Origin of the sequence: Haemophilus haemolyticus (assembly GCF_003493605.1) — a bacterium.
Lineage (GTDB): Bacteria > Pseudomonadota > Gammaproteobacteria > Enterobacterales > Pasteurellaceae > Haemophilus > Haemophilus haemolyticus_J.
Window position 1 is genome coordinate 304,123 of the sequence record NZ_QQKA01000001.1, and the last position, 14,669, is coordinate 318,791.

General features: G+C 37.5%; 12 protein-coding genes. 3 read left to right on the forward strand and 9 right to left on the reverse strand.

Annotated features, from left to right (window positions below; translation table 11 throughout):
• Positions 1–164 precede the first annotated feature (164 nt).
• The gene (locus DV424_RS01410; RefSeq protein ID WP_118858807.1) at positions 165–1,415 is read left to right on the forward strand and encodes a PqiA/YebS family transporter subunit; all 1,251 of its coding nucleotides are present in this window, start codon (positions 165–167) and stop codon (positions 1,413–1,415) included.
• Positions 1,399–4,041: a PqiB family protein gene (locus DV424_RS01415; RefSeq protein ID WP_118858808.1), complete on the forward strand. Its 2,643-nt coding sequence runs from the start codon at positions 1,399–1,401 to the stop codon at positions 4,039–4,041. The genes DV424_RS01410 and DV424_RS01415 overlap by 17 nt, the downstream gene beginning before the upstream one ends.
• A gap of 43 nt (positions 4,042–4,084) precedes the next feature.
• On the opposite strand, the gene DV424_RS01420 is transcribed toward DV424_RS01415, so the two are convergent.
• The 3 genes from DV424_RS01420 to lptF form a co-directional block, all read right to left on the reverse strand.
• A complete protein-coding gene (locus DV424_RS01420; protein ID WP_118858834.1) occupies positions 4,085–4,927 on the reverse strand; it encodes a patatin-like phospholipase family protein in 843 nt (280 codons plus the stop codon).
• 86 nt (positions 4,928–5,013) lie between these two features.
• Positions 5,014–6,090, reverse strand: a complete 1,077-nt coding sequence (lptG, locus tag DV424_RS01425; RefSeq protein WP_046942840.1) for an LPS export ABC transporter permease LptG — start codon at positions 6,088–6,090, stop codon at positions 5,014–5,016.
• Positions 6,091–6,095: 5 nt separating this feature from the next.
• Positions 6,096–7,190 carry an LPS export ABC transporter permease LptF gene (gene lptF, locus DV424_RS01430; RefSeq protein ID WP_118858809.1) on the reverse strand — a complete coding sequence of 365 codons (1,095 nt, stop codon included), beginning with the start codon at positions 7,188–7,190 and terminating at the stop codon, positions 6,096–6,098.
• Between the two features lie 107 nt (positions 7,191–7,297).
• Between lptF and DV424_RS01435 the strand changes: the two genes are divergently transcribed.
• The gene (locus tag DV424_RS01435) at positions 7,298–8,773 is read left to right on the forward strand and encodes a leucyl aminopeptidase (protein ID WP_118858810.1); all 1,476 of its coding nucleotides are present in this window, start codon (positions 7,298–7,300) and stop codon (positions 8,771–8,773) included.
• 35 nt (positions 8,774–8,808) lie between these two features.
• Here DV424_RS01435 and DV424_RS01440 read toward each other — a convergent pair whose 3' ends face one another.
• The 6 genes from DV424_RS01440 to DV424_RS01465 all read right to left on the reverse strand — a co-directional run bounded on the left by DV424_RS01440 (position 8,809) and on the right by DV424_RS01465 (position 14,669).
• Positions 8,809–10,836: a BCCT family transporter gene (locus DV424_RS01440; RefSeq protein WP_118858811.1), complete on the reverse strand. Its 2,028-nt coding sequence runs from the start codon at positions 10,834–10,836 to the stop codon at positions 8,809–8,811.
• A 361-nt stretch (positions 10,837–11,197) separates the two neighbouring features.
• Entirely contained in the window at positions 11,198–11,509 is a 312-nt protein-coding gene (locus tag DV424_RS01445) for a HigA family addiction module antitoxin (RefSeq protein WP_239993564.1), read from the reverse strand.
• 16 nt (positions 11,510–11,525) lie between these two features.
• Positions 11,526–11,804 carry a type II toxin-antitoxin system RelE/ParE family toxin gene (locus DV424_RS01450; protein ID WP_013525440.1) on the reverse strand — a complete coding sequence of 93 codons (279 nt, stop codon included), beginning with the start codon at positions 11,802–11,804 and terminating at the stop codon, positions 11,526–11,528.
• 355 nt (positions 11,805–12,159) lie between these two features.
• A complete protein-coding gene (locus tag DV424_RS01455) occupies positions 12,160–13,413 on the reverse strand; it encodes a fimbrial protein (RefSeq protein WP_118791710.1) in 1,254 nt (417 codons plus the stop codon).
• Positions 13,406–14,035, reverse strand: coding sequence for a fimbrial protein (locus DV424_RS01460; protein ID WP_239993559.1), 630 nt, complete (start codon positions 14,033–14,035; stop codon positions 13,406–13,408). Before DV424_RS01460 ends, DV424_RS01455 begins: the two co-directional genes overlap by 8 nt.
• A gap of 13 nt (positions 14,036–14,048) precedes the next feature.
• Positions 14,049–14,669, reverse strand: a complete 621-nt coding sequence (locus DV424_RS01465; protein ID WP_239993560.1) for a fimbrial protein — start codon at positions 14,667–14,669, stop codon at positions 14,049–14,051.

Here is a 14,669-nt window from a genome sequence, read left to right on the forward strand (position 1 = left end):
GTAAATATAAACCGACTTAGTTTATCGCACTTTTTACAAAATTTACAATGAATCAAAACATTGTGAATAAATTTCGCACAAAAATAATCAAGATCACTTCACATACAAGCTGAAACAAGGCTAAAATGCGCCGTTTTTAACAACTGAATAAAAGATAATCTTTCGTGCAAGAATCAAACCTCACACAAAAATCATTTCAAATTATAAAATGCGAAGAATGTGATGCTAGTGTAGAAACACCTTTAGTATTAAATAAAGATGAACAAGCTGAATGTCCACGTTGTCATCACCATTTAGCGACAGGTGGGCGTTGGTCTGTTCATCGTTGCGCAATGGTTGCTTTGTCGATCCTTATTTTGATGCCATTTGCCTTGGGTTATCCCCTATTAAGTCTTCATTTATTAGGTGTAAAAATTGACGCATCTATTTGGGAAGGTATTTGGAAAATGTCAGTGGCAGGCTATGAATACACTGCCTTTATGGTGTTTATCTGTGCCGTTGTGATGCCTATTACCTTTGCAATTTTAGTCATCATTCTCTGGATTGCAAAAATTTTGCATATTAAACCACGCAGTGTTTTGCTTTTTTTAGGTTATATAAAACCTTGGGTTATGTTTGATGTTTATTTAGTTGCGCTAGGCGTGACGATGTTCAAAGTGCGTGAATATGCAACACTTGAAATTAATGTTTATTTAATTCCCTTTATTTTCACCGCACTTTTGACAACCTTACTTTTTATCAAATTAAACCTTAAAGCATTATGGAAAGAGTTTTATCCCGAAAATGAACCCGCTTATGATGCAAACAACATTGAATTATGTGATGCTTGTAACTATACATTTTCAAAAAACGGTATTCATTACGATAAAAAGAACAACCCACGCTGTCCGCGCTGTTTATCTCCGGTTCATATTTCAGATAATATTAAGTTACAACGCACTTGGGCAAGTTTGATTGCAGGGATTATTATGCTCTTCCCAGCAAATTTATTACCCATATCAGGCATTTATTTAACAGGAGCACTCTCTGAAGATACATTAATATCTGGTGTAATTTCTTTTGTTAACATGGGCAGTTATTTTGTTGCTTTCGTGGTATTCTTTGCGAGTATTTTTATCCCAATCAGTAAAGCTGCAATTTTACTTTATTTACTAAGTTGTGTTCATTTTAAATGGCGACACTCTATAAAATGGCAAATACGTTTATTACATATTGTGCATTTCGTTGGACGCTGGTCGATGCTCGATTTATTTGTATTAGCCTTAATGATGTCACTAGTAACACGCGGTGAAATTATTAATTTTACCGTTGGTCCCGGCGCATTTTACTTCGGCGCTGCCGTATTCTGCAGCATGATTTCAACCTCACAATTTGATAGTCGATTAATTTGGAAAATTTATGACAGAGAAAAATAGTTCTTCAATGAAAGATCAACATACAGAAATGACAGCGGCAGTTCGAAAAACTCGTCGTATTTCTCCATTTTGGTTACTTCCCTTCATTGCATTATGTATTGGAGCAATTTTATTCTTCCAAATTGTTAAGGAACGTGGGACAAGCATCACGATTACCTTTACCAATGGTTCTGGTATCGTTGCAGATAAAACACAAGTTCGCTACCAAGGTTTGCAAATTGGTGTGGTGAAAAAAGTAAATTTCACAGATAACATGCAAAAAGTGGAAGTTGTTGCCAATATCAATCCTGAAGCATCAAGTATTTTGCGTGAAAATACAAAATTCTGGCTTGTTCAACCAAATGTTTCACTTGCAGGCATTTCAGGTTTAGATTCTCTCGTATCAGGCAATTACATCACTCTTCAACCGGGTGATGGCGATCGCGAAGATGAATTTATTGCGGAAGAACAAGGCCCTATTGCCCAAGTTTCGCCGGGAGATTTGTTGATCCACTTAATTTCTGATGATTTAGGCTCAATTTCCATCGGTGCATCCGTCTATTTTAAAAAACTACCTGTAGGAAAAATTTACGATTACCGGATTAATAAAGACAATAAAGTAGAAATAGATGTGGTGATTGATAAAGCCTATGCACAGTTTGTGAAAAAGGATTCACGCTTTTGGAACATTAGTGGCATTAACGCCAATATTAGCCCGTCAGGCTTAAATCTTAATGTGGAAAGTTTAAATGCGGTTGTACAGGGGGCGGTTTCCTTTGATTCACCAGCTGACAGCCCTAAAGCAGATGAAAATAGTCATTTCACGCTCTATACCAATTTAAAAGCGGCAAAACGTGGGATTGAGGTCAACGTAAATATTCCAGCATCCGCTGGTCTCATTGCAGGACAGACCGAAGTTTATTCTCAAGATAATCCTATCGGGATTCTTTCTAAAATAAGTGCGGTTGAAAATAACGATGAAATTTTAGAAGGCAGTTTATTGATAGATCCAAACCAAGCCTCTTTATTTAAAGCGAATAGCAAAATCGTACTTCGCAATAAAAAAATGGATCTTGGTCATTTAGCAGATCCCAAAAAATTCTTTCGTGGCGAATATTTTGATGTCATTGCTGGAGATGGTGAAACTAAGCATCAATTTGATGTCATTAAAGAAAATGAGTTATTACTCAATGCACCTAATACATTAGTTTTAACACTCACCGCACCAGAAAATTATGGTGTAAGTGAAGGGCAAAATGTGTTTTATAACAACATACCAATCGGACAAATTGTTTCACAAAAAATTGATGTAAATGGTGTGCAATTTAAGGTGGCGATTGCCTCGGAATATCGCAATTTAATTCACGAAAATAGCCAATTTGTGGCAGCAACCAACTTTGATATTAGCGTTGGATTAGACGGATTACGTTTTGAATCAGCAACACCAGAAAAATGGTTGCAAGGCGGTGTACGAGTGCTGGCAAAACAAGGTCAAGGAAAAGCGAAAGATAACTATCCACTTTATCAAAATATTAGCAATGCTGAACATGGCATCACAGGAAATATTCTTACGCCAACGATAACCTTACACACCCAAACGTTACCAAGTATTGATAAAGGTTCTCTCGTACTATATCGTCAATTTGAAGTGGGAAAAATTTTAAATATTAAACCTAAAACTAATAGCTTTGATGTGGAGGTTTATATTTATCCCGCCTATCAACATTTATTGACCGATAAAAGCCTCTTTTGGGTAGAAAGTGCTGCGAAAATTGATGTCACACCGAAAGGCATCAGTATTCAAGCAACACCACTTGCACGTTCCTTAAAAGGGGCGATTAGCTTTGATAATGGCGGATCAGGTAATAATCGAACACTTTATGCAAATGAAAGTTATGCAAAATCTATCGGACTTGCCATCACCTTAACGGCAGATGATGCAACCAATCTGAGCAAAGGGATGAGTCTGCGCTATTTGGGTTTAGACGTAGGCCAAATTGACAGTATTCAGCTTGATGCAAAATCTAAACGCATCACAGCAAAAGCGTTAATAAACCCGAATTATATGAATATGATTGCAAAAGAAGGTTCTAACTTTACGATTATCTCACCACAAATTTCAGCAGGTGGAATAGATAATCTTGATAGCCTATTACAGCCTTATATCGATATTGAAATTGGGAATGGCAACACAAAAACACAATTCAATTTAGTTCAAACAGCTCCACAACGTAATAAATTTAGTAATGGTACGCCATTTATTTTAGAAACACGTGATGCGATGAATTTAAGTGAAGGTTCACCAATTCTTTATCGAGGCGTAGAAGTGGGTACAGTGAAAAAATTTGAGCTTAACAGTCTTGGTGATCGCGTCTTAGTGCATATCGCAATAATGCCGAAATATAGCCATCTTGTTCGACAAAATACAGAGTTTTGGATTGCATCAGGTTATGACTTTACCTTAGGCTGGAAAGGTGCGGCATTTAATACAGGAAGTGTTCAACAGTTGCTAAAAGGTGGTATTGCTTTCTCCACGCCAGCAGAAAAAGAAATTCAACCACAGGCGCAGCCAAACAAACGTTTCTTACTTCAAATAAAACGCCCTGAAGAAGTACAAACTTGGGGAAGCGGCGCATTACCACAATAAATAAAAAATGGATTAAACGGTAAAAGGTTTAATCCATTTTTTATTATCGATTTAAATAGTCCAATAAATTTTTCCACTGTAATTGCATATCTTTTATACCCAACTCATACATTGCCTGCAATTTATTGGGATCTTTTTCAATGCGCTTAATCTTCAAATCAACAGAAGGTCGAATAACAAAAATATCGCCTTTTTCTGCTAGCTTAATCACATTTTCAACTTGTCGATTATACATGGCATAACGCTGATTTACGGCATCTGCAAAATGTGGATAACGTCGATAAAACCATTTGGCAATCCAAATCATTGGCTTAGATTTTCTATAATCTAAAGTGCGGGTAAGAATAACAATGATTTTATCGTATCCTAGCTTCCGCATTTGTTCGACAGGAATAGAATCCACAATGGCACCATCCAAATAAGGAATCCCGTCTATCTCAACAGGACGAGAAACATAAGGCATAGCGGAAGTGGCACGCAACACCTCCATTTGGGCCAAAGGATCTATTAATTTGACATATTCTGCTTGTGCAGTTTGTAAATTAGTTACAGCCACATAAAAATCGATATCTGATTCTTTAAAGGTTTTATTATCAAACACATCATATTTGAAAGGTACTTCATAAAAAGCAAAATCTTTATTCACGATATTGCCTGTGCTCACCAAACTTTTAAAACTGATATAACGCTTATCTGATATAAATTTCTTGTTGTAACGAATTGCACGCCCTTTTTGCCGAGAAGGATAATTAACCCCAAACAATGCACCTGCAGAAACAGAAATGATACCATCCACCCAAAAATCTTTATCTAAGAAGGTATCTAGCACACCCGCGGTGTACATGCCTCGCATCGCCCCACCTTCTAATACCAAGCCAATTTTCATTGATTTTTTAACTTCTTCCATTTGAAAACAACACATAAAAATATTGCGTGCCATTTCTGAACACGCAATTATTTGAACAATCTGAATTAATCCCGTTTCCGACTCAGCAACCACCAAATCATCACGATAAATAGCAAACTTGGCATTAGCGCACCGAAAACAGCAGGCATGTTATAAACAACGCTCATTTGCCCGAAAATTTCATTTACTACATAGAACAAAAAGCCAAAACAGATGCCTGTTACAATTCTAGCTCCTGCTGTCACACTGCGTAAAGATCCAAAAATAAAAGATAATGCCAATAACATCATCACACCAACAGACACAGGTTGGAAAATTTTCCGCCAGAATGTGAGTTCAAAGCGACTCACATCCTGACCTGTTTCACGTAAAAATGAAATGTAATTATACAAACCTGAAATAGACAATGATGTAGGACGTAAAGAAACCGCACCTAATTTATCTGGCGTTAAATTTGTTTCCCATTTTTCCGATAAGCGATTACTTGTCGTGATTTCATCTTTGCTAATCATAGAATGGTTCACTTGACGTAAAGTCCATTTACTTTCATCTTCCGAATAACTTGCTTGGTTAGCATGTTTCAACTCCGTCAAATTACGATGCTGATCAAAAGTATAAATATAAATATCGTTTAATTTTGCGTCATCAGTAACACGTCGAACAAACACAAAATTATTACCATCTTTTGCCCAAACCCCATTTTTCATGGAAAGCATTGAACCACCAGAAAGCGCTCGAGCACGCATATCACGCGCAAACTGTTCTGTTTGCGGAATCCCCCACTCACCAATCACCATTGTTAACAACACTAATGGTAATGCGGTTTTCATCACAGCCATACCAATTTTAAAACGAGAAAATCCAGCAGCTTGCATAACAACGAGTTCGCTTCGACTTGCAAGATTACCTAAAGCCATTAGAGCACCAAGCAATGCTGCCATAGGAAAGAAAGTTTCAATATCTTTTGGAATGGTTAAGCCAGTAAAAGCCACCGCTTGCCAAATATCATAAGTACCTTTACCCACACTACGAAATTGTTCCACAAATTTAATAATGGCAGAAAGCCCAACTAATGTAAGCAAAGTAGCAAAAATCGAGCCAAGAATACTTTTTCCAATATAACGATCTAGGGTATTCATCATTTTGCTTATCCTTTTCTACTGAATAAATGGCGGAATTTATACATCGCTGCGCTATCCCAACCGTTTAACACGATACCAAGCAACAAAAAGCCAATATTAACAAGAGGCATAAAAATAGCAGCATCTAATTTTCCTGCTGCCCCCGCAGATTTAAAGGAACTTTGTAATAAAAAATAAATTAAATAAAGTAAAAGTGCGGGTAAAATTTTGGCAAATCTACCTTGTCGAGGATTTACACGACTTAATGGCACAGCAATTAACGCCATGAGTGGAACCGCCAGGATTAATGTAATACGCCAATGAAATTCAGATTTCGCAGAAGAAGAATCTAAACCGATAAGTTGAGACAACGTTAATTCCGCTACTTCATCATTCGTATTTTCTGTTTCCTGATGACCTAAATAGGCTTGATATTCATCAAAATGCGTAATGCGGAAATCAGGCAAAACAGACGTACCTTCAACTCGTTGCGTATTTTGTAAATTCAGAATTTGATCGCCATTTGGCAGCGCTTTTAATTCGCCTTTTTCAGCAGTCACAACTGACGGTTTCGTTTGTCCTTTTGGTGCAGTTTGGAACAAATACACGTCATTGATTTGATTTCCCTTGATACTATCAATAAATAAAACAAAATTGTTGTTATTCGTTGCTATAAACTGACCAGAAGCAAGCGCCCCCATTGTTGGATTCGCTTTGGCATCTTCCACAATTGCCGCTTGTTTTTGAATTGACCAAGGCGAAAGCCACAAGACGTTATAAGCAGCAAGTCCCGCAGTAATCAATGAAAGCATTAACGCTACACGCACTAAAACACGCTGTCCGACACCGCAAGCACGCATCACCGTTATTTCACTTTCCGCATAAAGACGACCAAAAGTGAGTAAAATCGCAATAAACAAACATAATGGCAACATTAATTGCGCCATAGCAGGCATTCCAAGCCCTAGCAAGGAAAATACCAAATCAGCTGGCACTTTACCATTAGCCGCAGATCCAAGTACGCGCACTAACTGCTGAGAGAAAAAAATCAGCAATAAAATGAACAAAATGGCGACTTGGCTCTTAAATACTTCTTTCGTTAAATATCGAATTAAAATCATCTTATTTCGTTTGTTTTTCTAAATCTAAAACGGGGGAAAACTGGATAAAATCGGTCGCGTATGATACCTTATTTTCGCTGAATTAAACAGAAATTTAAGGACAACAAATGAAATATCAAGCAAAAAATACCGCACTTTCTCAAACCACTGATTGCATTGTTTTAGGCGTCTATGAAAATAATGAATTTTCAAAAAGTTTTAATGAAATCGATCAATTAACCCAAGGCTATTTAAACGATTTAGTGAAATCAGGTGAGCTAACTGGCAAATTAGCTCAAACCGTTTTACTTCGTGATCTTCAAGGTTTATCCGCTAAACGCGTCTTAATCGTTGGCTGTGGCAAAAAAGGAGAACTCACGGAGCGTCAATATAAACAAATCATCCAAGCTGTCTTAAAAACGCTAAAAGAAACCAACACACGTGAAATAGTTTCTTATTTAACTGAAATTGAATTAAAAGATCGCGATCTTTATTGGAATATCCGCTTTGCCATTGAAACAATTGAACACACCAATTATCAATTTGATCATTTTAAATCTCAAAAAGCAGAAACCTCTGTTTTAGAATCTTTCATCTTCAATACAGATTGTGAGCAAGCACAACAAGCCATTGCTCATGCCAATGCGATTAGCTCAGGTATAAAAGCAGCACGCGACATCGCAAATATGCCACCAAATATCTGCAACCCCGCTTATCTTGCTGAACAAGCAAAAAATTTAGCAGAAAATTCTACCGCACTTTCTTTGAAAGTTGTGGATGAAGAAGAAATGGCAAAACTTGGAATGAATTCTTATCTTGCCGTCTCAAAAGGCTCTGAAAACAGAGCTTATATGTCTGTTTTAACATTCAATAATGCGCCAGATAAAAACGCCAAACCCATTGTACTTGTCGGCAAAGGATTAACCTTTGATGCAGGCGGTATTTCACTTAAACCTGCTGCAGATATGGATGAAATGAAATACGATATGTGCGGTGCAGCTTCTGTTTTCGGCACAATGAAAGCCATTGCAGAATTGAATTTGCCATTAAACGTTATTGGTGTTTTAGCTGGTTGTGAAAATCTGCCTGATGGCAATGCTTATCGCCCTGGCGATATTCTCACCACCATGAACGGTTTAACCGTAGAAGTGCTGAATACCGATGCGGAAGGTCGCTTAGTCCTTTGTGATGCCCTTACTTATGTTGAGCGTTTTGAACCTGAGCTTGTTATTGATGTTGCCACCTTGACGGGGGCTTGTGTGGTTGCCCTTGGCCAACACAATAGCGGCTTAGTTTCTACAGATAACGATCTTGCTAATGCACTACTCCACGCCGCAATAGAAACCACTGACAAAGCGTGGCGTTTACCATTAAGCGAAGAATATCAAGAGCAACTTAAATCGCCTTTCGCCGATCTTGCCAACATTGGCGGTCGCTGGGGTGGCGCAATTACAGCGGGTGCATTTTTGTCTAACTTCACGAAAAAATATCGCTGGGCACATTTAGACATTGCCGGTACGGCTTGGCTACAAGGCGCAAATAAAGGTGCAACTGGCCGCCCTGTTTCGCTATTAACCCAATTTTTGATTAATCAAGTTAAATAACCCAAAAACTGGCACACGTTGCACCTTTAAATCGATTACTCTGCTAGTTCGGTTTGCTCGTGTGCCATTAGTTCCTGACCCACATCATCAAGCAAACTTAAATAACGTTCATATTGTTTCAACATATCAGCAATCAATTCATCTTGATCCATATATTGAACATCGTAACCTACTCGTCCATCAAAGAAATAAGTGTAAGGCTCGTAAGTAACACTATGCTGAATGTGCGGTAGATTTTCATCGTTAATTAATTGCTCTGACACTTCTCGCCCAACAGATTTAATACCATACATAAAATCTCGCATTGATTCTTTATGAATTACCAATTCCAAAGCTGGCTCTTCTTGTTCAAATAATGTGTTGATTTCTACACTTAAATTATATTTTCCTGTTAATTCTTGACGTAATTCTCGCATAGCGGGTAACGCCGTATTTTTAAGAAAACGTAAAATATCTTTCTCTTGCGTTTGGTTCATCATTTGCTCTAAATGTGATTTCCATTTATCGCCGCTCCAGAAAATGCTAGTTGGATTGACTTTAGTAGAAAAATATTTTTTATCCGCAATTAAGCCTTTCCATAAACTAAAACACATTACCAACATCAATAAAGCAAAAGGCAAAGCAACAATTAATGTCATTGTTTGCAAATTAGCAAGTCCACCAGACTGCATAAGCACAATTGCAACAACAGACATTAAAGTTCCCCACATTATGGCTTGCCACGCAGGCGAAGCTAAACTTTTATCACGAGATGCAATGTTGTTTAACACATAAATGCCTGAATCCGCTGAAGTGATAAAAAACAATGAAATCACTAATAAACTCACAAAACCAGTTATTGTTGGTAAAGGCAGATAATTTAAAAATTTAAATAATAAAATTTCTGGGGAAGAAATAAATTCGCCAAGCCCACCTGCAGCAATGCCATCATTTAGCCATACCGCTGTATTACCAAAAACAGTAAACCATAAAATACCAAATAAACTTGGAATAACTAATACGCCAAAAATAAATTCACGGATAGTTCGTCCTTTAGAAATACGGGCAATAAATAAACCCACAAACGGAGCCCAAGAACACCACCAAGCCCAATAAAGCACAGTCCATCCACTAAACCAGCTAGTATGTTCTTGTTCATAAGCATAGGTTTTAAAACTGAGTTGCACTAAATTGCTGAAATAATTACCAATGTTGTCGCTAAAGGCAGATAAAAGGTATAACGTAGGCCCTGCAATTAAAACAAAAAGAAGTAAACAAAATGCTAAAGTTAAGTTAATTTCACTTAATATTTTCACGCCTTTTCCAACACCAGAAATGGCAGAAAACACCGCTAAACACATCACCACAACAATAACGCCAACTTGTAAAGCAAAGCTGTTCTGACTTATCCAACCTATTTGTTCAAGCCCTGCACCAAGCTGTGATGAACCGAAACCTAATGTGGTAATAATCCCAAATAATGTGGCAAGTAACGCCATAACATCAATCGCATCGCCGATTTTGCCATTAATACGATCTTTTAATAAAGGATAAAAACAAGAACGCAACGCTAAAGGTAATTTATAACGAAACCCAAAATAAGCCAATGCTAAAGCAATGGTGCCATATACTGCCCACGCGTGAATTCCCCAGTGGAACAGAGTGTGAAGTAAAGCCTCTTGTTGTTTATGTTCTGCAGAACCTGCTGTAATGTCAGAAAGATAATGGGTTAATGGTTCTGCTACGCCAAAAAACATCAGCCCTACCCCCATTCCAGCGGCAAATAACATTGCAAGCCAAGATAAGAAACTAAATTCAGGTTCTTCTTCATCCTGCCCTAATTTTATATTGCCAAGACTACTTACTGATAAAATTAATAAAAATCCTAAAAACACTGAAAAAGTGAGTACATAAAACCAACTAAAATTAGCAAAAATACCACTTTTAGCTTGATTCAATAATGCCTGTGTTTGCTCTGGTGCAATAAAAATCATTGCTATCAGTAACAACACAAAAAATAATGTAACGCCAATTACCAAAGGATTAAATGACGTTCGCTTTGCCATAAATTGAGATAAAGACAAACTTTTCCCCTTAACGATTAAGTGAATAGATTAAAAATAGATTTAATAAACATTGCCTAAAGGCAAAAATGTGTAATGGAACCACTACAAAGGACAGCACATAGAAGTGCGATTTTGAAGGAAACGTTCAGTAGGAATTGAAGGATTGTTTCCAAAAAGTGAGAACATAATAACAAAATGTGATTATTATTTCAAATTAGTGAAGATTAAAGCTGTAAAAATGCGGTGAAAATTCACCGCACTTTATACTTGTTTCAATCTGAATTATTAATATGACAACATATAATCCAATGTAGGGTGTGCGTAAGCTCACGCGTTTAACTCAAATGATTATCCTTAGGCATATTTATTTTTCGTGGGCTTATGCCCGCGTTACAGTTGCTTTCATTGAAGATAAGGAGGCTTCAGGAAATAATGGTGTAATGTTAAAGGTTTTATGCTGCTTGATTTGCCACAAATCATAATTAGCTTGCATATTCAACCAAAAATTAGGAGAGGTATTATTTAGCAATTGACTTAAGCGAACTGCCATCTCAGGCGTAATCGATGCTTGTGCATTGACAATACGCGATAACGCCACGCGACTAATACCTAGGCGTTTTGCTACATCAGTAATACTGGCACCATTAAGATATTCTCTCAAAATAATACCCGGATGTGCGGGGTTGTACATTCTCATATTATTACTCCTAGTGATAATCTTGATAATCAACAATTTCAACATTGCCTTCATTGAAACGAAATGTTAAACGCCAATTTCCATTTACTTTCACTGACCAATGTTCTGCCAAGTTGCCTTTAAGGGGATGAAGATTCCAGCTTGGTACAGCCATATCCAAAGGGGTTTGAGCAGCATCAAGTGCGGTTAAAAGCAAATTAAGTTTACTAGCATGCTTTGTTTGAATGCCAGAGGTTGAACCCGTTTTAAAAAAGAGTTCCAGCCCTTTGTGCTTAAAAGAAAGAATCATAATCACTCCACTGTATAGCTAAAGTATACAAAATAGCGAATAACTTGTAAAGTACTTGTATACAAAAAGGAAAAACAATGACAATCTACTACAAAAACGGCTTTTTTGATGGCACTGACGGCGGTTTTGTGCCTGAAAGTGCGGTAGGAATTAGCGTTTAACCCAAATAATTATCCTTAGGCATATTTATTTTTTCGTGGGCTTACGCCCACCCTACGGACTTGTTTTAGCTTGGTTATTAATATGACAACATATAATCCAGTGTAGGGTGGGCGTAAGCCCACGCGTTTAACCCAAATGATTACCCTTAGGCATATTTATTTTTCGTGGGCTTACGCCCACCCTACAGGCTTGGTTATTGATACGACAAGGTATAAGTCGCAAGACCTTCTAATTGCCCACCATCTACTTTTTGAGTTGAATTTAGCTTCACTAGCTGTGGAGTCAAAGTAACAGAATATTTATTAAGCCCATCATAAACTAATCTAAATTGATTTTGCGTATTTATTTTTGAACTGTCTGGGCCAAAACTAACGTATGTATTATCCTGTTTCTTTAATTTCACGCCTACATTTACACCTTTTGAAGGATCACCAGTATATTTCATCGTTAAAATACTTGTTCTATTATTAAGATTGTTATCGTCTGTAAACACAATCCATGGCTCAATGTTTCGATTTGCTCCACAATTTACCTTAATAGTAACATCTGATGCAGTAATATCTTTTAAGCCAACATCCTTGTTTTTAATTGTGCCAAAATCTCGGGTTTCATGCCAACCTGCCTCTGTCCAGCAAGTAGCAGCAGAAATTCTGAGCGTAACATTCTTACCATTAATAGTCGCACCACTATCTTCTGTAACACGAGGTCTAAAACCACTTGTATCTCGACTATCTCGTCCATTCAAGGAAAATGCACCAAAAAAGGAATGTTCTAAGTTTAAACTAAAATCCCCACCTGTTGGGAAATTAAAATCACTCGGAGCTTGATCCCTCACATCAATTGGCTCAATACTCATGACGGGCTGAATAGTAACATCATATCCAAATGCACATCCAGTAGGAAAAGTTAGCTCATATCCTTCAACATTATGCCAACCTCTAAAAAAATTATTCGCTGGAAGTCGTCCTGAAGGTCCCCCTATATTTGTTTTAATTTTAAAAAGAAAACCTAGATAAGGGAAAGATTTTAATTGAAAAGCAATACCTCGAGACGTATTAACTCTTGTCCAAATAGATGAATCTAACCGGAATGCTCCTTCAAAACACTGAGAAATCCCCCCAGTTCCTCCATTTGCAGTGATGGCGTAGTCTGTCATTGCAATCTCTTTTTTACCTAAGGCATTAATCAACTTTGTCATATTGATGGTATTAATCCCTTTTTTAGGATTATCTCTTGGGAATTGGTAAATATCTGATGTCACTGCATTATTAGGATAGGTGGCAACATTTTGCGCTTCAGGGAAACGAATACATCCGGAATAGATACCCGTGTTACATCCATCACGATGCCACACTCCTACTCGTGAAGCAAAAGCAGGTGCTTGTATTAAACTAAGAAAAAAACAAAGAGCGGTCAATTTTTGAAATGTTTTTACAAATTTATTCATAGAATACCTCAAAGGTCATTTCGCTGGCGACTTTGCCAGGTTTGTCTGCAGATCCAGCTGTTACAGCATAGAATTTTGCTGTCAGGGTAATGTCAAAAGTGTCTCCATTTGCTTTTGCCCCAAGTTTTGTGCCTGTGTAGACACCACCTGCTTGAGTGTTTTGTGGCAAATTTTGTTTTGTTACATTAATCACTTTTCCAGCCTCACTGCCTGCTGTGGCAAAAATTTGTATGCCTACACTATTTTTATTGCCTGAGTTGAGTGTGTTTTGTAAATAGTATTGTATATTCGCAAAATCCCCATTAACTATCTGAACATTTGAATAAGGCGAAACAAAATAGTATTTCAAGCGATTTGCCTTGTTCGTATTCGGTGTTTCGCCACAATTTCTTACAGAAAGAGTAAAGTCTTTTCCACCAACAGTTGTCCCTACACCTGTAAACTGATGGCTTCTTACCCGCCCTAAATCGACGGTTTTACCTGCGGTTTCGGTGGTAATATTACATAGTTTGGCAGCAAGCACCTTACCTGAAAAAGTCACTTTGCCTTGATTTTCAGCATAGCCTTGTGGCAAGCCGAATAGCAAAAATAGCACGCCTGCCCATAAGCTCGTTTTTTTCATTTTAACTCCTTGCTTATTCATAAAAGGCGGCAAAAATCACTTCTGCTCGCACATCGCCTGCTTTATCATCTTTGCCATCTGTAATGGCATAAAAGCGTGCTTTTAAAGGCAATTTAAAAGCGTGCTTTTGCCCTGTTACCGCCTCTGCCCCGAGAGTATCCCCATTCGGGCTTGAAACAAGTGCTTCAGTAGGAAGTGGTAATGCATTGTATTTAATTTCAATAGGATTGCCTGTTTTGGTTAATAATTGCACCCCAACGCTATCTTTATTGGCACCTGTTTCAAGATTTGGTAACACACCTTTGACTAATAAACTAGGCTTGTTTGTGGTATTCATTAACACAAATTTCAGTTTATTGGTTTCATTGATTAAATCGCCGCATTCTTCCACCCAAAGATCGAAATCTTTTTCGCCTGCGGTATGGTTGGCTATGCTAAGTTCATTGGCATACACTGTGCCGAGATCAACTTGTTTATTTTCATAGCCGCTATGCACTTGACAAGTGCCACCATTTTTAATCGTTACAGTAAATTTCACCCAACCATCAGATGCTGAGCCAAAAGGTGGCACAAATAACAAGCAGAATAATCCTATCATTTGGCGGAATAAACGCTGTTTTTTCACTTTTTTCAT